The organism is Cronobacter dublinensis subsp. dublinensis LMG 23823, from assembly GCF_001277235.1.
Taxonomy (GTDB): Bacteria; Pseudomonadota; Gammaproteobacteria; order Enterobacterales; family Enterobacteriaceae; genus Cronobacter; species Cronobacter dublinensis.
In genome coordinates this window covers 2,504,835-2,526,065 of record NZ_CP012266.1, presented here as the reverse complement: position 1 = coordinate 2,526,065, position 21,231 = coordinate 2,504,835, and the positions used below count along the sequence as shown (strand labels likewise).

12 protein-coding genes and 3 pseudogenes are annotated in these 21,231 nt (G+C 52.9%); all 15 read left to right on the top strand.

The genetic code is table 11. The annotated features are described in order from the left end of the window. Positions 1–294: 294 nt before the first annotated feature. The 15 genes and pseudogenes from AFK67_RS11415 to AFK67_RS21890 all read left to right on the top strand — a co-directional run bounded on the left by AFK67_RS11415 (position 295) and on the right by AFK67_RS21890 (position 21,217). Complete coding sequence (locus AFK67_RS11415; protein ID WP_038883409.1) at positions 295–2,016, top strand: ShlB/FhaC/HecB family hemolysin secretion/activation protein; 1,722 nt, start codon at positions 295–297, stop codon at positions 2,014–2,016. A gap of 54 nt (positions 2,017–2,070) precedes the next feature. Further along, positions 2,071–12,189, top strand: a complete 10,119-nt coding sequence (locus tag AFK67_RS23280) for a hemagglutinin repeat-containing protein (RefSeq protein ID WP_144421361.1) — start codon at positions 2,071–2,073, stop codon at positions 12,187–12,189. A 7-nt stretch (positions 12,190–12,196) separates the two neighbouring features. Then, entirely contained in the window at positions 12,197–12,463 is a 267-nt protein-coding gene (locus AFK67_RS11405) for a MafI family immunity protein (RefSeq protein ID WP_032967434.1), read from the top strand. Between the two features lie 599 nt (positions 12,464–13,062). After that, positions 13,063–13,758, top strand: coding sequence for a hypothetical protein (locus AFK67_RS23420; RefSeq protein ID WP_235047911.1), 696 nt, complete (start codon positions 13,063–13,065; stop codon positions 13,756–13,758). A 91-nt stretch (positions 13,759–13,849) separates the two neighbouring features. Then, positions 13,850–13,957 carry an endonuclease toxin domain-containing protein gene (locus AFK67_RS23645; protein ID WP_336277538.1) on the top strand — a complete coding sequence of 36 codons (108 nt, stop codon included), beginning with the start codon at positions 13,850–13,852 and terminating at the stop codon, positions 13,955–13,957. Further along, positions 13,957–14,462, top strand: a pseudogene (locus AFK67_RS23640) (contact-dependent growth inhibition system immunity protein). The gene AFK67_RS23645 and the pseudogene AFK67_RS23640 overlap by 1 nt, the downstream one beginning before the upstream one ends. A 403-nt stretch (positions 14,463–14,865) precedes the next feature. Further along, on the top strand, positions 14,866–15,753 hold the full coding sequence (locus AFK67_RS23415) for a VENN motif pre-toxin domain-containing protein (RefSeq protein WP_050569277.1): 888 nt from the start codon (positions 14,866–14,868) through the stop codon (positions 15,751–15,753). Between the two features lie 86 nt (positions 15,754–15,839). After that, complete coding sequence (locus AFK67_RS22560) at positions 15,840–16,181, top strand: hypothetical protein (protein ID WP_081591122.1); 342 nt, start codon at positions 15,840–15,842, stop codon at positions 16,179–16,181. 12 nt (positions 16,182–16,193) lie between these two features. After that, positions 16,194–16,676: an immunity protein RhsI2 family protein gene (locus tag AFK67_RS11385; protein ID WP_032967544.1), complete on the top strand. Its 483-nt coding sequence runs from the start codon at positions 16,194–16,196 to the stop codon at positions 16,674–16,676. A gap of 434 nt (positions 16,677–17,110) precedes the next feature. Then, the gene (locus tag AFK67_RS11380; RefSeq protein ID WP_071602720.1) at positions 17,111–18,058 is read left to right on the top strand and encodes a VENN motif pre-toxin domain-containing protein; all 948 of its coding nucleotides are present in this window, start codon (positions 17,111–17,113) and stop codon (positions 18,056–18,058) included. A gap of 157 nt (positions 18,059–18,215) precedes the next feature. Then, complete coding sequence (locus AFK67_RS11375) at positions 18,216–18,458, top strand: hypothetical protein (protein ID WP_038883420.1); 243 nt, start codon at positions 18,216–18,218, stop codon at positions 18,456–18,458. A gap of 338 nt (positions 18,459–18,796) precedes the next feature. Then, entirely contained in the window at positions 18,797–18,904 is a 108-nt protein-coding gene (locus AFK67_RS23635) for an endonuclease toxin domain-containing protein (RefSeq protein ID WP_336277538.1), read from the top strand. Continuing rightward, positions 18,904–19,410 (top strand): annotated as a pseudogene (locus tag AFK67_RS21895) (contact-dependent growth inhibition system immunity protein). The gene AFK67_RS23635 and the pseudogene AFK67_RS21895 overlap by 1 nt, the downstream one beginning before the upstream one ends. Before the next feature lie 406 nt (positions 19,411–19,816). After that, positions 19,817–20,512 (top strand): hypothetical protein, encoded by a 696-nt coding sequence (locus AFK67_RS23410; RefSeq protein ID WP_235047912.1) that lies wholly within the window; start codon positions 19,817–19,819, stop codon positions 20,510–20,512. A 198-nt stretch (positions 20,513–20,710) separates the two neighbouring features. Beyond that, positions 20,711–21,217 (top strand): annotated as a pseudogene (locus tag AFK67_RS21890) (contact-dependent growth inhibition system immunity protein). Positions 21,218–21,231 lie beyond the last annotated feature (14 nt).

Sequence of the window (21,231 nt, the reverse complement as noted above, 5' to 3'; positions counted from 1 at the left end):
CCACGGCGTGATATTCACTGGAAATAATTATTATCTGCGGCAGGTTTATTAAGTGAAACTGGGGCTGTGCAAGTAAATAATAAGCGTGTCTGTTATGCGCATTGCCGCTTTGATTATTTTGCGGCGGCCTAAGTGAAATTATTTGCGGTATATATTGTGGGTTTGCGTCTCTTAAACGCTTTATTCTTTTATGTAACTGCGTCATATAAAGGCAATTGATACTAAATTAACGGGAGCGATAAAATAGGGTTAATTCCTAAAATAACTCTTTTATTTTCATTACGTGGATTTTATATGCAGGGAAAAGCGCTTCCTGGGCGCGGGCTGATATTATTGCTGGCGACGCTTCCCGTCACCCTTATTGCGGCGCCTGGCGACCCGTCTCTTTTGCCGCAGGCGGAAGAACAGTTCCAGCATCAGCAGCAACAGCAAAAGGCGCGTGAAGCCCGGCTCGCCGCGGAAGCGCCGGATATTCGTATCCCGGTTGCCACCGCGTCATCCTCACATCTGCAGTTTCCGGATGAGAACCCCTGCTTCACTATCAAGCGCGTGACGCTAACCGGCAAAGCGGCGCTGCCTCACTGGGTGCCGCTACAGCGCCTGGCGGACCAGGCGGTGGGGCACTGCCTGGGCGTGCAGGGCATTAATATGATTATCGGCACCCTGCAAGACCGCATCATTGAACACGGCTGGGTAACGACTCGCGTGCTGGCCCCGCAGCAGGATCTGCGTGAAGGCGAACTCACGCTGCGGATAGTGCCAGGCCGCATCCGCGACGTCGCGCTGACGTCTGACTCCGGGCGCTATATCCGGCTTTGGCCGACGATGCCCGCCCACGCGGGTAATCTGCTCGACCTGCGGGATATCGAACAGGGGCTTGAGAATATGCAGCGCCTGCCGACCGTGCAGGCGCGTATGGAGCTTCAGCCCGGCGATGCGCCAGGCGAGAGCGATATTGTTATTCAGCGCGTGCAGAGCCGGTTCTGGCGCGTTGGCGCCTGGGTTGACGACACCGGTACGGAAAGCACGGGCCGCTATCAGGGCGGCGTGATGCTGGCGCTGGATAACCCCGCCTTGCTGAGCGATCTCTTTTATGTCACCGCCAGCCGCGATCTGGGCTTCGCCGGGCGCAAGAGCAGCAAAAACATTTCCGGTCACTATTCGGTGCCATTTGGCTACTGGACGCTCGGGCTGACCGCCAGCGACTACCAGTACAGCCAGACCATCGCCGGGCGCAACGCAGACATCCTTTACGCCGGTAAAAGCCACTCCCTGGACGTACAGCTAAGCCGCGTGCTGCATCGCGGCGCGGCCTCTAAAACCAGCGTGACCTGGGACGTTCTCATGCGTGAAGCGCGCAACTATATCGAAGATGTTGAGGTGGAGAACCAGCGGCGGCGCACCAGCGCCTGGCGCTTAGGCCTTGAGCATCGTCACTACCTGGGGCCCGCCACGCTTGACGCCAGCGTCAGTTACCAGCGTGGCACCCGCTGGTTCGGCGCGCAGCCTGCCTGGGAAGAAGACGTTGATGACGAGACCTATGCCACCGCGCTTTCAAAAATAGTGACCTGGAAAGCCTCGCTGACCATGCCCTTTACGCTGTGGTCGCAGGACTTCAGCTGGACGACCCAGTACAACCGTCAGATGAGCGACACGCCGCTGACGCCGCAGGAAGAGTTTTCCATCGGCAACCGCTGGACGGTGCGGGGCTTTGACGGTGAGCGCACCCTTAGCGCCAGCCGCGGCTGGACGCTGCAAAACACGCTCGCCTGGAGTACCCCGCTGCCCGCGCAGGAGCTCTATTTGGGGGCGGATTATGGCGAAGTGGGCGGTAATAGCAGCACACACGCCGAGCTGAGCGGCCAGCATCTGGCGGGCGGCGTGCTGGGAATGCGTGGCGCGATTGAGCGCGCGCACCTGAGCTATGACCTGTTCAGCGGCGTCCCGTTCTCAAAGCCGCCTGGCTTTAAAACCGACCCCGTCACCTTTGGCTTTAGCCTCAACTGGAACTACTAACGACTGCGCGAGTGCGCCCGGAAAGGCGCGCGTGATAACCCAGGGAATAGCACGATGAACAAGCTTTTATATCGCCTGATCTTTAACAAAGCCCGCGGCATGCTGATGGTGGTGGCGGAGATAGCGGGCTGTGGCCGCGGCCGTAGCGCGCGTCAACGTACCGGCGCGGCAGCGATCAGGCGCGAGATACGCCTTCATCCACTCTCCTTTGCGCTCTGGCTTGCGGCGGGCTGCGTGAGCCTGCCCGCTCAGGCGAACATCGTGGCGGACGGCAACGCGCCGCGCAAGCAGCAGCCCACCGTGATATCGACGGCGAACGGGCTGCCGCAGGTCAATATTCAGAAACCCAGCGCAGCGGGCGTCTCCCGCAACACCTACTCCCGGTTCGACGTTGACAGACGCGGCGCGGTATTCAACAACAGCCACAAAAATACCCGCACCCAGCTGGGCGGCATGGTGACGGCCAACCCGTGGCTTGGCAAACAGGAAGCGCGGGTGATCCTCAACGAGGTCAACAGCCGCAATCCGAGCCAGCTCAACGGTTTTATCGAAGTGGCAGGCAAGCGCGCGGATGTCGTGATAGCCAACCCGGCGGGCATTACCTGTAATGGCTGCGGCTTTATTAACGCCAGCCGCAACACGCTGACCACCGGCACGCCGGTCATGCAGAACGGCCAGCTGAAAAGCTTCGACGTTAACGGCGGGCGCATCAATATCGAAGGCAAAGGGCTCAACGACACCCAGGGCAATTACACGCAGCTGATCGCCCAGTCGGTGGCCGTCAATGCGCAGATCCATGCGCAGCAGCTGAACGTGGTGGCGGGGCGTAATCAGGTCAGCGCGGCGGGCGCGGTCACTCAGGTGAAAGCGCAGGCGGAGAATAAACCGGCTTTCGCTGTGGACGTCTCGGCGCTCGGCGGCATGTACGCCAATAAAATCACGCTGGTGGGCACCGAAAAAGGCGTGGGCGTGCGCAACGCAGGCGAGCTCGGCGCAAGCGCTGGCGAGCTGCGACTCACCGCCGACGGCAGGCTGGAGAACCGCGGCACGCTGCAAAGCCGCGATGCGCTGCGCATCGCAAGCCAGGGCGGCATCGATAACACGGGAAGCATGCGCGCTGACAAAAAGATCGATCTCGCCACCCAGGGGGCTCTTAACAACAGCGGCAGCGTGGTGGCCCATGATGACCTGACGGCGCGCGCCGGTCGCATCAACAGCACAAAGACCAGCACGCTTGCCGCAGGCATTGATGATAAAGGCGCGGCCACGCGGCCCGGCAGCCTGACGTTAAACAGCAACGGGGAACTGGCGGCGCAGGGGCTAAACCTCGCCACGCAGCGGCTGACGGCGCACGGAACGCGCGTTGATATGAGCGCAAGCCAGACGCTGGCCGACCAGATTGCGCTCACCGCCACGGCAGGTGACGTCTCTACCGCCGACGCGACGGTGAAAAGCCGCCAGCTGGATGTTAACGCCACGGAGCGCATCACTAACGATCGCGGCCAGGTGTCGGCGCAAAAGCTGACGCTCAACGCGCCTGTGCTGAGTAACCGCGGCGGGCTGCTGCGCCAGGAGGGCAGCGACGCGCTGAGGCTGAAGGCCAGGAGCCTCGATAACGGCGGCGGCGCGATCATTACTGCAGGCGATCTTAATGTGCAGGCCCCGGAACTGAACAACCGTCAGGGGCTGCTGGAGAGCACCGGCCACGCGCTGACGCTGACGGCGGATCGTCTGGATAACCAGCAGGGAACCGTGCAGCTTAGCGGCGCGGGGCAGATGGCGGTCACGGCGCAGCAGCTGGACGGCGCGCAGGGTGAACTGCTCTCTGCAGGCAAGCTCAACTTGCAGGGCCAGGCGATGAATCTGGACGGCGCCACCACGCAGGCGCAGCAGGTAGCCCTGAAGGCGCAAAGCCTGTCACACCGTGGCGGCATAATGCAGCAGCAGGGCGGCGAGGCCATGACGCTCGACGTCGCCGCGGGCCTCAATAACCACCAGGGGCGGCTGGAAAGCAACGGCGATCTGCAACTGCATGCCGGTGCGCTGGACAATAGCGCAGGCACGCTGCTCGCAGCCGGCGCCGCCAGCCAGCGGCTTAACGTGGCGGGCGCGCTTGATAATAGCGACGGCAACATACTCGCCGCGCGCGCGGTCGCGCTGGAGGCGCAGACGCTGCGAAACCAGCGCGGTCATCTTGCCGCGGCCGGTGGCGACATGACGCTACAAATAGCCGATGAGCTTGGCAATCAGGGCGGGCGCATCGAAGCGCAGGATGCATTGACCAGCCAGAGCGGCGCGTTTAACAACGACGGCGGTACGCTGCTTGGCGACGCGGTGACGCTCGACACCCGGCAGCAGGCGCTCTCTAACGCGGGCGGCAAGCTCGTCGCGGATGGCGCGCTTGATCTCAACAGCGGGCGTTTTGATAACACCGGCGGACTGGCGCAGGCGGGCGATGCTCTGCGGGCAGATACCCACGGCCAGGCGCTGGTGAACGCCGCCACGGCGCAGGGCGGCCTGCTGAGCGGCGCGGATATGCGCATCCTGGCAGGCGAGATGGACAACCGCGCTGGCGTGATAGCCGCCCAGGGGCAGGCTGATATTCAGGGCGGCACGCTCGCCAATAACGGCGGGCGCGTCGTCGCGGATGGCGATGTGACGCTCGCCACCCAGGCGCTCGACAACACGGGCGGCACGCTGCAATCGGCACACCGTCTTGCGGTCGATACCCATCAACAGACGCTGAATAACGGCGATCGCGGGGCGTTGATCGCCACCGACGCGCTGACGCTCAACAGCGGCGATGTCAATAACCAGAATGGCGAGATTGCCACCGGCGGCGACGCCACGCTCAACACCGGTGCTATCGATAACCGTCAGGGGCGCATGATCGCAGGCGGCGCGGCGGTGCTGCGCGGCGGCGATCTGAATAACCAGCACGGCCAGATAGAGGTCAACGGCCCGGCGCAGCTCAACACCGGTAGCCTTGATAACAGCGCAGGCACGTTGACCAGCGGCGATACGCTGACCCTCGCCAGCCGCAGGCTCGATAACAGCGGCGGACGGTTGCAGGCGAATAAAGATATGACGCTTGATACCGCAGGCGACGCCGTTATTAACCGTGACAGCGGCGCGCAGGGCGGCATTATCGCGCTGGGCAATCTGCAACTGCGCGGCGGCGATATTGACAACCAGAGCGGGTTTATTGCCGCCAGCGGCGTCGCCGAGCTTATGAGCGGCACGGTCAATAATGCACAAGGGCAGATGGCGGGGAATGGCGGTTTATTGCTGCACAGCCAGGGTGTCGATAACCACAGCGGCACGGTGCAGTCGGGTGGCGATCTGCTTATCGATACCGCCGGCCAGACGTTATCTAACCAGGACGGCAGGGTGGTGGGCACGGGCGCGACCCGCATCGACAGCGGCTCGCTGGATAATCAGCGCGGCCATATCCAGGGCGGCAGCGATCTTGTGCTGAACGCGGGCGCAGGCGCGCTGCTGAACCAGGACGGCAAATTACTCTCCGCCGCAGGCATCACGCTGAACGCCGACAGCCTGAACAACCGGGCAGGCCAGGTGCAGGCGAGCGGTGACGGGCGCATCGTTCTGGCGCGTCAGCTCGACAACCGCGGCGGCCTGGTGCGCGGCGGCCAAAACCTCGACCTTAGCGCCGCGGAGATCCTTAACCGCGATACCGGCAAGGGAGAGCACGGCATTGAAGCCAGTGCGCTGAATCTGACGGCGCAGCGTCTTGATAATGGCAACGGCGCGCTGCGCGCCACCCGGCAACTCATCGCCAGCATCAACGGCATGCTGGATAACCGCGGCGGCCTGACCAGCTCGGCGGGCGCGTTCGATCTGCACGACGCGACGCAAGGCCAGCAGCTGGCAATCAATAACAAAGGCGGCACGCTGATTGCCGGCAGCGCGGGCAGCCTGCGCGCCGCGTCGTTAAGCGTCGATGGCAAGGTGCTTTCGCAGGGCAACCTCACGCTCACGCTGGGCAGCGGCTTTCGCAACACGGCGGCGCTCGGCGCGAATGGCGATCTGACCCTCACCACCGCAGGCGATTTGCGTAACGATGGCAGCATGACGTCTGGCGGGGAGATGCGCCTCCAGGCGCAGAATATCAACAATACCGCGCAGGGGGAGATCAGCGGTCAGGCGGTGCATCTCAACGCCCGCGACACGCTGGACAACACCGGGCTGATTGACGGCGTTCTGACGCATCTGGTCGCCGGTGTGCTGAACAACACCGGCACGGGCCGTATCTACGGCGATCATGTCGCTATCGAAACCGGCAGGCTTAACAACCTGAGCCAGAAGGGCAAAGCGGCGGTGATCGCCGCGCGCGACAGGCTGGATATCGGCGCGAGCGCCATCGACAACCGCGACCATGCGCTTATCTACAGCGCGGGCGATATGCACATCGGCGGCGCACTGGACACCAATCTCCACGCGACGGGCCGTGGCGGCGAACTCAATAACGATGGCGCCACCATTGAGGCGGGCCGTGATGCGCAGATAGATGTGGCGCAGATAGACAACAGCAACCGCAAGCTGGTGACGAAAGTGGTGACGACGGAAAACGCCCAGCACCACGAAGCGGCGCTCTCCGGCCAGCCGACCCACTACGACTGGAGCGATGTCGATACCAGCCATAAAAACAAATATGGCGTACATACCGCCAAAATGCCCGACGGCAGTAGCGGTTCAAAATTTTACGAGTACACCTTTACCCGCACCGTGAAGGAAACGCAGGTTAAACAGAGCGATCCGGGCAAAATCCTCGCGGGCGGCAATATGCAGTTTAACGCCGATCGGCTGACCAACCACGACAGCCAGATTGTGGCGGGCGGCGCGCTGGGGATGAATACCGGCGTACTGAATAACCTGGCCACCAAAGGCACGCGCGTAATAACGGATGTCGGCAGGCAGACGCGCTGGTACTCGAAGAAGAAAAAGAAAAAGCTGGGCGGCACCAAAACCTCGCAGGGGAAAAGCCGCAGCAACTATCGCCCCGCGCCCGTCACACAGACTATCGATATGCAAACGCTGGTCTGGCAGGCCAACGGCAGCGCGCAGGGCAGCGGCTATCAGGCGCAGGGCCATCAGGATAAACGCGTTGCCGACACGGCACGCAGCGCGGGCAATGCGGGCGGGCTGACGAGCGCCGCGCCGGTAACGCTGAGCGCGCTTAAGGCAACCCCGCTCAGCAGCCGACCACTGGCGTTGCCGCCCGGCCAGCAGTTTGCGCTGACGCTGCCGCCCGGCACCGTCAACGGACAGGCGGTAACGCCGGTGATCCGCGTGGTGACGCCAGACATGACGCTGCCTGATAACAGCCTGTTTCGCGTAAAACCCGAGAGCCAGAGCCATTACCTGGTGGAGACCGACCCGCGCTTTACCAACCAGAAGCAGTGGCTTGGCAGCGACTACATGCAGGCGGCGCTCGCCGATAACCAGAACCTGGTGCAAAAGCGTCTGGGCGATGGCTATTACGAGCAGAACCTGGTGCGCGATCAGGTCACCCAGCTTACCGGCAACCGCTATCTGGGCAACTACAGTAGCGATGAAGATCAGTTCAAAGGGCTCATGAACAACGGCATCGCCTTCGGCAAGCAGTATCAGCTGCAGCCGGGCGTGGCGCTGTCGCCGGAACAGATGGCGCTGCTGACCTCCGATATTGTCTGGCTGGTGAATCAGCAGGTGACCCTGCCGGACGGCACGCAGCAGACGGTGCAGGTGCCGCAGGTCTACGCGCGAGTTAAACAGGGCGATCTCACCGGCGATGGCGCGCTGATAGGCGGCCATGATGTGGCAATTGCCAGCCGCGGCGACGTTATCAACAGCGGCGCGATTCAGGGGCGCGCGGTGACGCAGGTCACGGCGGAAAACCTCAGCAACAGCGGCTTTATCAGCGGCAACCGCGTCGATTTGAGCGCCCGTCAGAACATCGACAACATCGGCGGGCAGATCCGCGGCGGCGACCGGGTGGCGCTACTGGCGGGGCATGACATCACCAGCGCCTCTACGACGGGCGGTGACGACAGCGAGCTCTGGATAGATCGCCCGGCGGGCATTTATGTCCAGAATAATCAGGGCGAGCTGCGCCTGAGCGCGCTGAATAACGTCGCGCTGATCGCATCAGACATCACCAATGCCGGCAAGGCCGGGAAAACGGCGATCGCCGCGGGCAACGATTTGCAGCTGAGCACCCTGACCACGCGTCATCAGGAGCGCGGCGACTGGGGTAAAGGCAATAATCGCGCGGTCGATCAGCAAACGGATGTCGGCACTTCCATCACGACGCCTGGGGATCTGCAACTGACGGCCGGGCGGGATATCAATGCCGTCGCCGCCACGATAAAGACGGACGGCGTCGCGCAGCTGAAAGCGGACCGGGATATCACTCTCACCGCCGGGCGCGCCTCGACGGATATTACGGAGCACAGCAAACAGTCAAGCAGCGGCTGGCTCTCTGCGGCAAGCCAGGAAACCCATGAGGAAGTCCATACCCGGAAGGCAGAGGGCACGACGCTGAACGCGGGTGAGGTGCAGATAAGCGCCGGGCGCGACGTCGCCGTCAGCGGCAGTAATGTCGTCGGCGCCGGGGATGTCTCGGTGACGGCGAAACGCGATGTCAGCCTGAGCACTGCCACCGAAACCGATTATCACTATAAAGAAGAGACCAAAAACAAGAGCGCTTCTCTGAGTAAAACCACCTTGCACAACATCTCTGAACAAAGCGCCACGCGGGAAGTCGGGGCGCTGTTGAGCGGTGATAACGTGACGGTGAAATCGGGTAACGATCTGCGGGTGAAAGGCTCATCCGTGGTGGGTGATGGCGATGTGGGGCTGAGTGCAGAGCATAACGTGGACATCACCGCCGCCACCAATACCGATTCGAACTGGCAGTTAAATGAGAAGAAAAAGAGCGGCCTGATGGGCTCCGGCGGTATCGGGTTTACCATCGGCAGCAGCAAAACCAAACAGGATCTGAAAGAGAAGGGCACCAGCCAGAGCCAAAGTCAGAGCACCGTCGGCAGCAATGGCCGCGATGTGACCATCAGCGCAGGTCATCAGCTGCACGTCGGCGGTTCGGATCTTATCGCTAAAAAAGATCTTTCGCTCTCGGGTGACAGCGTGGTGATTGATCCGGGCCATGATAAACGCACCTCTGATCAGAAATTCGAACAGAAGAGCAGCGGGTTAACCATTGCGCTTACCGGCGCTGTGGTCGATGCCGTCAGTAATGCAGTGACGGCGGCAAAGGATGCCTCAAAACAAGGCGATTCTCGTCTTGCCGCGCTCCAGGCCACCAAATCGGTGCTTTCGGGCTATCAGGCGATGCAGGGCAAAGAGATGGCGGACACCACTGGCGAGCCCAATTCCGGTATCCGCATCAGCGCCTCGATTAATACGCAAAAATCGAAATCGGAGCAGCATCAGACGTCGGATCAGGTGAGTGGTTCGACGCTCAATGCGGGCGGTGATTTGTCAATTAAGGCTACCGGTAAACATCACGGGGCTAACAGCGGCGATATTGTGGTTGCGGGCAGCAGCATGAAAGCGGGCGGCGATGCCAGCCTGAATGCGGCGCGGGATATTCTCCTGACCGGCGCGGCGAATACGCAGAAAACCACCGGCAGCAACAGCAGCAGCGGCGGCGGGGTCGGCGTCAGCTTTGGGGTTGGGCAGGGAAGCGCGGGCCTTAGCGTCTTTGCTAACGTCAACGCGGCAAGAGGCCATGAAAAAGGCGATGGCACCGACTGGACCGAAACCACGCTGGACAGCGGCGGTAAAGTGTCGCTGCGAAGCGGGCAGGATACGTCGCTGACGGGCGCGCAGGTGAGCGGTGCTCAGGTGACGGCGGACATTGGGCGTAACCTGACGGTCACCAGCCTGCAGGACAGCAATCATTACGACTCGAAACAGAGCAGCGTGAGCGCAGGCGGCAGCTTTACCTTCGGTAGCATGACGGGTTCCGGCTATGTTAACTTTAGCCAGGACAAAATGCACAGCACCTTCAACAGCGTGGCCGAGCAGAGCGGGATCTTCGCTGGTAAAGGTGGCTTTGACGTTACGGTCGGTAGCCATACCCAGCTCAACGGCGGGGCAATTGGCAGCACCGCCACGGCGGATAAAAACCGCCTTGATACCGGTACGCTGGGCTACAGTAATCTTACCAACAAAGCAGATTATAAGGTGTCGCACTCCGGCGGCGGCTTCAGCTCATCCGGTAGCTTTGGGGCGCAGGGGGCGCTCAATGCGGCCAGTACGCTCATGTCGGCCGTGGGCAGTTCCGGCCATGCGCAGGGCACCACCCAGGCGGCGGTGTCGGAAGGCACCATTACCGTTCGTGATAAGGCGAACCAGCGGCAGGATATTGACGGACTGCAAAGGGATGTAACGCAGGCCAACGACGCCATCAGCCCGATCTTTAACAAAGAGAAAGAGCAGACTCGCCTGCAGACCGTGCAGATGGTCAGCGATATCGGTAATCAGGTGGCCGATATTGTGCGCACGCAGAGCGATCTCGATGGCCTGAAAGCGGCGATAGCCCAGACGGGCACGTCACTTCAGGGGCTGCCGGAGAAAGAGCGCCTGGCAAAACTGGCGGCGCTGCGCGATACGGCCGTCTACAAAAAAGTGACCGAAAAAACCGGCACCGGCAGCGATGTGCAGCGTGCAATCACCGCCGCGACCGCCGCAGTCAGCGGGCTGGCAGGCGGTAACCTGAATGCCGCGTTAGCGGGTGCGGCCGCGCCGTATATCGCTAATGAGATCGGTAAAAACATCACCGAGGAAAACACGGCGGCGGGGATAATGGCCCACGCGGTGGTCAACGCCGTGCTGGCGAAGGTACAGGGACAGAACGCGCTGGCCGGTGCCTCTGGCGCGGCCGTCGGCGAAGCGATGGGGTACCTGATTGCGAAGGAAGCATACAAAAAAGACCCTTCGCAGCTGAATGAGACCGAGAAACAAACGGTTGCGGCGCTCTCCACGCTGGCCTCCGGCCTGGCAGGCGCACTGGCCGGCAACAGCACGGAAGCGGTAGCGACCGCCGCGAAGGCCGGGCAGACGACGGTTGAGAATAACTTCTTGGGTCCGGAGAGCCAGGATAAGCTGGATAAAGCCGTACAGAACCAACAGTCCGGTAAAGATCTTCTTGCTGCCTCAAGAGAAATCGTCCGGCAAAACAATGTGGATCGTCAGAGCGATGAGTTGGTGGCTAAATACCTGACAGAACCACAGTCAATGACGCAATCCGAACGCCAGCAACTGGCAGCTTATCTGAACGTATACGGTTACGAACTACAGACAAAATTAGGATTTACGCCCGAGGAAGCTTTGCAGTCAGTAAACTCCATACTAAGCCGTGAGCCGGCATTAAAACCAAGTCCGGGGTACCCGGGCGGCGGCGGTGATACCAGCAGTTATTATGAAGCGTTAGGTTACCTGAAAATGTATTCGGCTCAGTCGGGGCAGGCTGCGATGGGAACAGATGCTTTGCTGACTCTACCGGGGGGCCTTGGAACCGCAGCCCGTGCTACTTTAGCCGCTGGAGGAGCCTGGAAGGCAGGAACGGGTATTGGTCAGATAATTGACGGTCAATATCATGATGGCGCTCTAAATGTTAGTCTTGGAAGTATTGCCATTTTCGGTGGTGTTGCCGGGCAGAACATTATTAAAAAGACGGATACAGGAATTTTCACACCAGAAAGCACAATCAGTTGGCAGGAAAGCAGCCGTTCTACCGGGAAAAACATATTCCCGGTAGACATGCTTAAAATTAGCCCTGAAAACCTGAAGTATGTTGATATCCTTTCGCCAGAGGCGAGGCAACATATTTTATATGGTGAGAGTCTAACTGGTGGTGGCCATATGTATCCCGGTAATCCCGGAAAAAGTATTTATCCACCAACCTGGTCAGCGAATAAAATTGTTCATGAAGTTGGTGATATTGCCACTTCTCCGAATACTAAATGGTACGCCCAAACAGGGACAGGAGGGATTTATACAAGCAAGGGTAAGCCCGCCAATTGGGTCTCTTATGAGGAAAGAGGTGGTGTGAGAATTCGTGTTGTTTATCAGCCTGCAACTGGAAAGATTATTACTGCTTTTCCAGATGCCTCACCTATGCCGACAAATTATAAGCCAATAAAGTAAGGGGGAAATGATGCATGATTTAGATGGAAGGGTAAAAGAGTTTGGCTCTCTTTTTTATGGCCGACTGGATACAGAATTATTACAAGATGCAATTGGTTATGTTGACCACAATGAACGAGGATTAGCATTTGAAACAATTTGCGATCATCTTAGTGAATATGACATTCCAATTACCGAGGAGGAGTATAGCATTGCTCTATCTCTCTGTGATGATATGAAAATGGATATTAATGATATCAGCATCGTTCATATGAAAAAATTAGTCTCTAAATAAATATCCCACCCGGCCAGAAAGCTCTGGCTGGGAGCTTTTATAAGCCGTCAGGCTTACCTAAAATGCTCAATCCTACGCTTAATCACCAACCCATCGCCGGTGACGTTAAGCGCGCCGGGGAAGATCTTAAGTCATTTTTTCATCTTCGGTCCGTTGACGGAGACCATACTCAACCCCTCGGCGCAGCCGTTCAGCTCAAGGGGGTTCTGGGTGGTGATGATGAAGTGGCCCTGCATAGCTTGGTTTCGGAGCGCCATGCATCTGCGGCGGATAGGGGAAAGTACCGAGGAAGACGGCTATAGAAATGGCTGTGGCTCAGCCTTAAAAAGATGGGCAGCGCCCGTAGTAAAGGTGGCTTTGACGCCATAGGCGGTAGCCATACCTGACGCAATCGCGGAGGACTGGCAGCACCGCCTCTGCGGATAAAAGCCAGTTTGATAGCGGTACGCTAAGCGACAGTATTATTTCCAACAAAGCGTTAGCCGCCAGAGTAGCCTGCCTTTGGCAAGAAAATACACCGTGATTTTTTGGCAGACTGATAGGAAACTAATTAAAATAAAGAAGTAACTGAGTATAAATTAAAAAATAAAGGGTTTTAAATGATAAACTATAAGCTGGATATATCAGATTGTTATAATCAAATGATTTGTCTGGATAATTTCATTGGTTTGAACTCGTATTTTTCAATTGTGGATATTATTGATAAAAAAGAAAAGGCATCTATATTATTAAATAATATTGTGGTAAATATGGATGAGCAATCATGGTACGGTGCAATAGTAAAAAATAACAATAACAGCATTGTAACCAGGGCTCTGAATGGCATAGATGTTGATGAGTTAGATGTTTTTAGGCTATTGCTGCAACGAGCAGAATTAATAGTGTCAGGTATAAAGTGTGTATATATCCAGTTGTCAACTAAAACTGGCGATTATTATCACTCTACAGGCAATGAGTTTTTTATTGGGGATAAATATATATGGCTTGCTGGCGACTGCTCTGATTTCGAAAGCTCGACAGTGAAGATAATGCTGGTTTTTGGTGGGGAAATTAATTTAAATTTCCATGAGTCAGATGTGGTTATTGAATCGATTGAATTTAATAATTTCATAACACCGGATAATGTTGATAAATTTAATAAAGCCCAGGATTCCTTCATTTGTTTAAAAAACAGAAGGATAGAGGATTTTGGTTTTAATAATATTAAATCCGGTTTTTTAGAGTTTGAAAAAAATGTTAAGTATTTCGAGCATAGCGAAACTGGAAACACTGCCATTAGAAATCATAAGGTATAAGAGTTTAGAATAAATCAACTGAGTGATGAGTAATTTATAAATAACCCCGGTTCATTAACTTGTGTAAAAAATGTACTGAGTCGGGCGCTCAATGGCGGTTCCTGCCAGTACGACAAAAGCCCAATGGGTGGAAATTAACCGGGCGGTCGAATATGGTCAGAAACGGGGTGTTAAGGTAACAGTGACGCAGGTGAAATAATGACTTTCAATAAGGTTCAGGACTACTGGGCTGGTGTTTATAGTACTAAAGAATTTATCAGCATAGAAACATATTCGGGGCTGGGTATGGTTGCTATGGATCCTCTTTTGCCCCCTCATCTCTTATCACCAGAGAGTGATGATGAGACTATTGGCAAAACAATTTTTCAGGCACTCTCTGATAGCCGGAAATTAACCTCGCTTGACGAGCGGGTTGAACTTTTTGACTTTGAAAAAGGAAAACAGCGTTATTCTGAATGGATTGCAATGCTAAGGGAGAAATATGGCTATAAGAGCAAAAAGCCCTCTTTAAAGACATGAAACACTGCGGTATCCATTGTGTTAATGGTGTTATGAATATATCCCCATTCCGCCACGAAAAGCTGGAAGCCTGGGGAGACACTGGACGTGATGAGAGTGATGAAATCATTTTATCCCTGGAAAATTCACCTGCTGAAATAGGCGCGGGCCTGAGACTGGCATTGAGTCGCTGTATAGATTTATAAATTTTACCCGGCCAGATACTTTGTGGCCGGGATCATATTATCAGCCGTTATCCTTACGGGGGTGCCGGCAGCAACGCCGGGTGACAGAGAGCCAGCCAGCGTTATTCGGCGCTCGAAAAGGCTGCTGCCACAGGGTTATTTTGTTCTTAAAAAGTACGTGACTCTCCATACAGCACCGTAGTTTGCGGGTACTACGGGTAGTTAATACGATGCAGCCGGACATCACCTTGAGTAAGGGTGGCTTTGAGGCCACAGGCGGTAGCCATACCTGACGCAATCGCGGAGGACTGGCAGCACCGCCACGGCAGATAAAACCGCCTTGATAGCGGTATGCCTTGCTATCGCATCATGACCAATTAACCGGAGCATAAGCGGTGCCTCTGGCGCGGCCGTCGGCGAAGCGATGGGGTACCTGATTGCGAAGGAAGCATACAAAAAAGACCCTTCGCAGCTGAATGAGACCGAGAAACAGACGGTCGCGGCGCTCTCCACGCTGGCCTCCGGCCTGGCAGGCGCACTGGCCGGCAACAGCACGGAAGCGGTAGCGACCGCCGCGAAGGCCGGGCAGACGACGGTTGAGAATAACTTCTTGGGTGAGAGCTCAAGGAAACGGAAGGATGAGTTAGTTCAGAAGGGGCTGACAGAGGGGCTGACCCTGGATGAAGAAAAGGAGCTCATCCGCCTTGATACAAATAATCAACTGAGTGATGAGTATCTTGATAAATACCGTCATGACCCCGGTTCATTAACCCCGGATGAAAAATACATCCTGAACCGGGCGTTAACTGCCTTTTATTACGAAAATTTAAAATATTATGACACCGACACCGTAAACAAAATGGTGGGCAGCCTGTTTGCTGAAGGGGCTACCTTCAGAGATTATGATTTCCCGTACGCAGCAAGCAGTGAACTGAAGAACAAAATTACGGACATCAATAAGGCCGGCCTGGGTTTCTGGGATGCCTTAACCTACACAAGAGATATTTCGCCACAGGAACGGTTGTATAAGGAAGCAATAAGCGATCTGGGTGTGGTAAATGAGCACGCATACTGGGCCCGAGTTGGCGAGCCAGTATTAAACTTTTTACCAGGCGCGCCAGGGCTTGTGGTCAACGTAAAAGATGCCATTACAGGCGGCAGCCAGATGGGGCAGGCAACGGCCTCCTTCCTCAATGATGGCCCGAATGCGGATTCCGCAGGACGCTTCCTGGAAGGTTTCCTGAACGCAGCAGGCGCCGGGCTGGTACACATTGGGGTTATAAGGGAGCGACTCAGCCAGGAAAACAAATAATAGGTGTACCTGTAACTCAGTCTAAAAATCCACTAAATCCAGTACAACAATATGATGCTCATGGAAATGAAATTGTTTATCGCACTATGTCGCAAAAACAATATGAGAAATTTTTAAATACAGGGGTAATGCCAGCCACAACCGAAACCTCAGTTTCTCCAGTATTAGGATATTCATCAAAATATGATGGAGTGACTGTAAAAATAGTTGTTAAGCCTGGCACATTCTCAGAGCTTGAAAAGGTAGGCATTGCAGCAAATTCTGCGGCAGCAAAAGAATTACCTAACATGTCGACTCAGACAGGAAAGTGGATGGAAACAAATACCCGATTTAAGGTTGAAGGTGGGCAGATGACAACTCAGCTTGGGCAAGGTAAAGGAATGGAAATTTTTAATAAAAATATTGTCCATTTTGAAAAGGTACAATAAAAGGAAAAAATTATGCTACTCAACTTAGAAAACACAAAAACACCCATGAAACTGGTATACCTTCTTTCTGAAGAGTTAAAAGCTGATCCTGAATATGTTTCCTTGACTCAAGCTTTAACATTGGATAAATCAAGGCCTTATGTTGGATTGAATGGAACCTATGGTCTTTTTGGATCACAAGAATGGTGGGATAGTATCAATCAAGGTAAAATGCCGTTGCTATCACTGTCTGGGGTAATAAAAAAAGCTTATGTAGCAGGGCAAGACCCTTCTGATTTTAATAATACTATCGATTTATTACTTGATGATGGAACCATCCAATCCGTTGGTATTTATACTAATCAAGATGAAGACTTAAGTTTTTTTAAAAGGGGACATAGGGCAAGTATTGTCTATGCTCTTGATGAGCTTAAACCAGAGGCAATGCTTAACTTTGGTCAAAAATATAATCAAATCGCTTTAGAAATGGCTGTTTCATTACAATCAGTTGAATAAAAAACTAATAATTCTTATGAAGTAACAAAAAAGATCCCAGATTTTTGAATCTGGGATCTTTTATTACTTTTTTAGACTGTAAATGATGCTGTGGGGGATCCCCCATTTTTAACGGAGGTTATAAATTGTATTAGCTCACGCGGGGATTTTCCTGCCAGCCGTCAGGCTTACCCACAATGCCCGTCCCCACGCTTGTACACCGGCAGATCGCTGGTGTCGTTCAGCGCGCCCGGAAACGCCCTGATGCACTGTTTCATTTTCTTCTTACTGACGGGAAGCAGGCTTAAGCCCTCGGCCCAACTCTACCCTTAACGGGAGTCCGGGAGGATGGCTGCTGGTGCTGCGCCCTGTGTGACAGGTCTGAGTAAAAGAAAAGCGTCGTCAACGGCAGTGAGCCTGCACGTATCGCTCTGCATACGCTCACTTCTGCCGTATTGGTAAAAGCCCAGGGAAGAAATGCCGCCGCAGGTGCAGCCGGAGGATTTGTTGCCGCGTCAGGTTCTGCTGCGCTGTCTCTGGCGTTTTATAATAAAAAGCCAGAAGAACTCTCTCCGGATGAAAAAACGGTCATTGTTAACCTCGTTGCAGCACTGCGCGCGGCGGGCGGTAGCATGGCCGCAGGGAACAGCACCGGTATCGGCAGTGGTGCAAACGCCGCCAGGGTGGAGGTTGAGAATAACTATCTTACTGCCAAACAAACAATGTCTTGGTTGGAGAAATATAGAGATGCAATTACGGACGAACAGCGTAAAAAGCTTATTGATTTAGCAAGTCAGATTGACGCTTCGCAACAGGAGAAAGCATTAAGCACCCAAATAACAAAGGATTACTTAGTAAAACAGCAAGATGATTTGATCAGGCTATTGCAATCTTCCCAGTGTGATGTCGATTGTAGAAAAATGGCTCAGTATAGTATCAACCAGCTTAGCCCTATTATTGATAATTATGGTCAATTACAAGCGCATAACAATATACCTAAAGCCCTGGTCGCATCCGTTTCACTTTCAATTCCATTATTAAGCAGAGCAATAGCGCCGACAATAAGTGAATGGGTAGGAAGCCAGCAACTGGCAAAAAGATTGGTAGGGGCAGGCATTGGTGGCACTGCTAACACTATGTCGCAGGTGCAAAATATTATCAATAATCCAAATGAAAAATTTAGTATTAGTAGTTTGTTTATAGCAACAGTATCTGCTGGACTTAGTACAGGAATGAAAATGCCGGGTACGGTTATGGTAAGCTCCGCAGATGCAGGCATAAGTAGCGTTATCGACGGAAAAAATCCATTGCCGCCAATAGTGGGAGCTGCTAGCGGCTCACTCGTGGGTTATTATACTGCGGCGGGTTTTGAAAAGGTTGGTAATAAATACATTAATCCATGACGGAATGGTTTTAAAGATATGCCAAACGGTAAGTTACCTTTTATAATTAATCCACCTACGACTAGTGCTTTGCCTTCTAATAGTGGGGCGGCATTAGGTTCATATCTTTCTGAGCGAGTTAGCAAAAGAATGGAAGATGGGGCTGCGGAGATATTAAATGAGAAAAAATAAAAGGATGATTTTATTTTTAATAATAATGCTTATGTCAATTTTAATGTTTATTATTGGCAACATACTCTCTACTTTTATAGCGCGCGCGTTTTTGTTCATAAAGTATGATAAGTGGCTGCCATACGGTATTACAGATTTTTGGGATGATTCATTTTCAGGAATGGTAGTAGGAATTGCGGTTGGGATAGCCCTGAATGTTGGTGAAGTGATTTTAAAGAAATTTAGATAATATTGTTCAATTGAGTTTTGTACAGAGCGTTTATTGTAATATGTAGATACTCGCTGCGGTGAAAAAAGCTGCGATGAATGCAACGAGTGGCGCTATGCTAAATTATGGTGTATCGTAGGCAGGTGATAATTCATCCAGTTTTGTCATGCCGCTATGGCACCGAGACACTGCGTCATTGATCACAGGAAAGGGCTGAGGACATCTGCAGCCCTTCACATCGACCCTGAATGAAAAAATATCTCATTCCCCGTGATAAGGTGAATCAATTAAGTGATGAGCATGTTGATAAATACTACTCTAATTCCGGCTCATTAAAGATGTACTGAGCCGGGCGCTCAATGGCGGTTCCTGCCAGTACGACAAAAGCCCAATGGGTGGAAATTAACCGGGCGGTCGAATATGGTCAGAAACGGGGTGTTAAGGTAACAGTGACGCAGGTGAAATAATGACTTTCAATAAGGATCAGGATTACTGGGTTTGTATTTTCTGTACTGCAGAGTTTATCAGCATAGAAACATATTCAGGGCTGGGTATGGTTGCCAGTGATCCTCTTTTCCCTCCCCATCTCTTATCACCAGAGAGTGATGATGAGACTATTGGAAAAGCAATTTTACAGGCGCTCTCTGACAGCCGGACATTAACCTAGATTGACTAGTGGGTTGAATTTTTTGACCTTGAAAAAGGAAAGCAGCGTTATTCTGAATGGATTGCAATGCTAAGGGAGAAATATGGCTATAAGAGCAAAAAAGCCCTCTTTAAAGACATGAAACACTGTACTATCCATTGCGTTAATGGTGTTATTAAGATTTTACCATATCGCCATGAAAAGCTGGAAGCCTGGGGGGGGACTGGTCGGGGAGGAAATGATAAGGTCATTTTATCTCTCGTAAATTCTCCAGCTGAAATAGGCGCGGGGCTGCGACTGGCATTGAGTTGCTGTATAGATTTATAAATTTTACCCGGCCAGATGCTTTGCGGCCGGGATCGTATTATCAGCCGTTGTCCTTACGTGGGTGCTGGCAGCAACGCCTGATGACAGAGAGCCAGCCAGCATTATTCGGCGCTCGAAAAAGCTGCTGCCACAGCGTTATTCCATCACCTTGAATAAAAGTGGCTTTGACGCCACAGGCGGTAGCCATACCTGACGCAATCGCGGAGGACTGGCAGCACCGCCACGGCGGATAAAAGCCAGCTCGATAGCGGTACTCTAAGCGGCAGTATTATTTCCAACAAAGCGTTATCCGCCAGAGTAGCCTGCCTTTGGCAAGAAAATACACCGTGATTTTTTGGCAGGCTGATAGGAAACTAATAAAAATAAAGAAGTAACTGAGTATAAATTAAAAAATAAAGGGTTTTAAATGATCCATTATAAACTGGATATATCAGATTGTTATAATCAAATGATTTGCCTGGATAATTTTATTGGTTTGAGCTCGTATTTTTCAATTCTGGATATTATTGATAAAAAAGAAAAGGCATCTATATTATTAAATAATTTTGTGGTAAATATGGATGAGCAATCATGGTACGGTGCAATAGTAAACAATAACAATAACAGCATTGTGACTAAGGCACTGAATGGTATAGATGTTGATGAGTTAGATGTTTTTAGGCTAATGCTGCAACGAGCAGAATTAATAGTGTCAGGGATAAAGTGTGTTTATATCCAGTTGTCAACTAAAACTGGTGACTATTACCACTCTACAGGGAATGAGTTTCGCATTGGTGATAAAAATATATGGCTTGCTGGCGATTGCTCTGATTTCGAAAATGCGACCGTTAATATGGTGCTTGTTTTTGACGGGGGGGTTGAGCTAAGTTTTAATGAGTCAGATATGGTTATTGAATCGATTGGCTTTAATAATTTTATAAAACCAGATGATGTCGATAAATTTAATAAAGCCCAGGATTCCTTCATTTGTTTAAAAAACAGAAGGATAGAGGATTTTGGTTTTAATAATATTAAATCTGGTTTTTTAGAGTTTGAAAAAAATGTTAAGTATTTCGAGCATAGCGAAACTGGAAACACTGCCATTAGAAATCATAAGGTATAAGAGTTTAGAATAAATCAACTGAGTGATGAGTAATTTATAAATAACCCCGGTTCATTAACCTTATATAAAAAAGTACTGAGCCGGGCGCTCAATGGCGGTTCCTGCCAGTACGACAAAAGTCCAATGAGTGGAAATTAACCGGGCAGTCGAATATGGTCAGAAACGGGGTGTTAAAGTAACAGTGACGCAGGTGAAATAATGACTTTCAATAAAGATCAGGACTACTGGGTTGGTATTTTCTGTACTGCAGAGTTTATTAACATAGAAACATATTCGGGGCTGGGTATGGTTGCCAGTGATCCTCTTTTCCCTCCCCATCTCTTATCACCAGAGAGTGATGATGAGAGTATTGGCAAGGCAATTTTTCAGGCACTCTCTGACAGCCGGACATTAACCTCAAGTGAATAGCGAGTTGAGGTTTTTGACCTTGAAAAAGGTAAGCAACGTTATTCTGAATGGATTGCAATGTTAAGGGAGAAATATGGCTATAAGACCAAAAAAGCCCTCTTCAAAGACATGAAACGCTGTACTATCCATTGTGTTAATGGTGTTATGAATATATCCCCATTCCGCCATGAAAAGCTGGAAGCCTGGGGAGACACTGGACGTGATGAGAGTGATGAAGTCATTTTATCCCTGGAAAATTCACCTGCTGAAATAGGCGCGGGCCTGAGACTGGCATTGAGTCGCTGTATAGATTTATAAATTTTACCCGGCCA

Bases quoted from the DNA above. Each gene is read 5' to 3' on its own strand.
- AFK67_RS11375 (WP_038883420.1), top strand. From the start codon at position 18,216: ATGAGAAAAAATAAAAGGATGATTTTATTTTTAATAATAATGCTTATG.
- AFK67_RS11415 (WP_038883409.1), top strand. From the start codon at position 295: ATGCAGGGAAAAGCGCTTCCTGGGCGCGGGCTGATATTATTGCTGGCG.
- AFK67_RS23645 (WP_336277538.1), top strand. From the start codon at position 13,850: ATGGCGGTTCCTGCCAGTACGACAAAAGCCCAATGGGTGGAAATTAAC.
- AFK67_RS23420 (WP_235047911.1), top strand. From the start codon at position 13,063: ATGATAAACTATAAGCTGGATATATCAGATTGTTATAATCAAATGATT.
- AFK67_RS11385 (WP_032967544.1), top strand. From the start codon at position 16,194: ATGCTACTCAACTTAGAAAACACAAAAACACCCATGAAACTGGTATAC.
- AFK67_RS23635 (WP_336277538.1), top strand. From the start codon at position 18,797: ATGGCGGTTCCTGCCAGTACGACAAAAGCCCAATGGGTGGAAATTAAC.
- AFK67_RS23415 (WP_050569277.1), top strand. From the start codon at position 14,866: ATGGGGTACCTGATTGCGAAGGAAGCATACAAAAAAGACCCTTCGCAG.
- AFK67_RS22560 (WP_081591122.1), top strand. From the start codon at position 15,840: ATGTCGCAAAAACAATATGAGAAATTTTTAAATACAGGGGTAATGCCA.
- AFK67_RS11405 (WP_032967434.1), top strand. From the start codon at position 12,197: ATGATGCATGATTTAGATGGAAGGGTAAAAGAGTTTGGCTCTCTTTTT.
- AFK67_RS23280 (WP_144421361.1), top strand. From the start codon at position 2,071: ATGAACAAGCTTTTATATCGCCTGATCTTTAACAAAGCCCGCGGCATG.
- AFK67_RS23410 (WP_235047912.1), top strand. From the start codon at position 19,817: ATGATCCATTATAAACTGGATATATCAGATTGTTATAATCAAATGATT.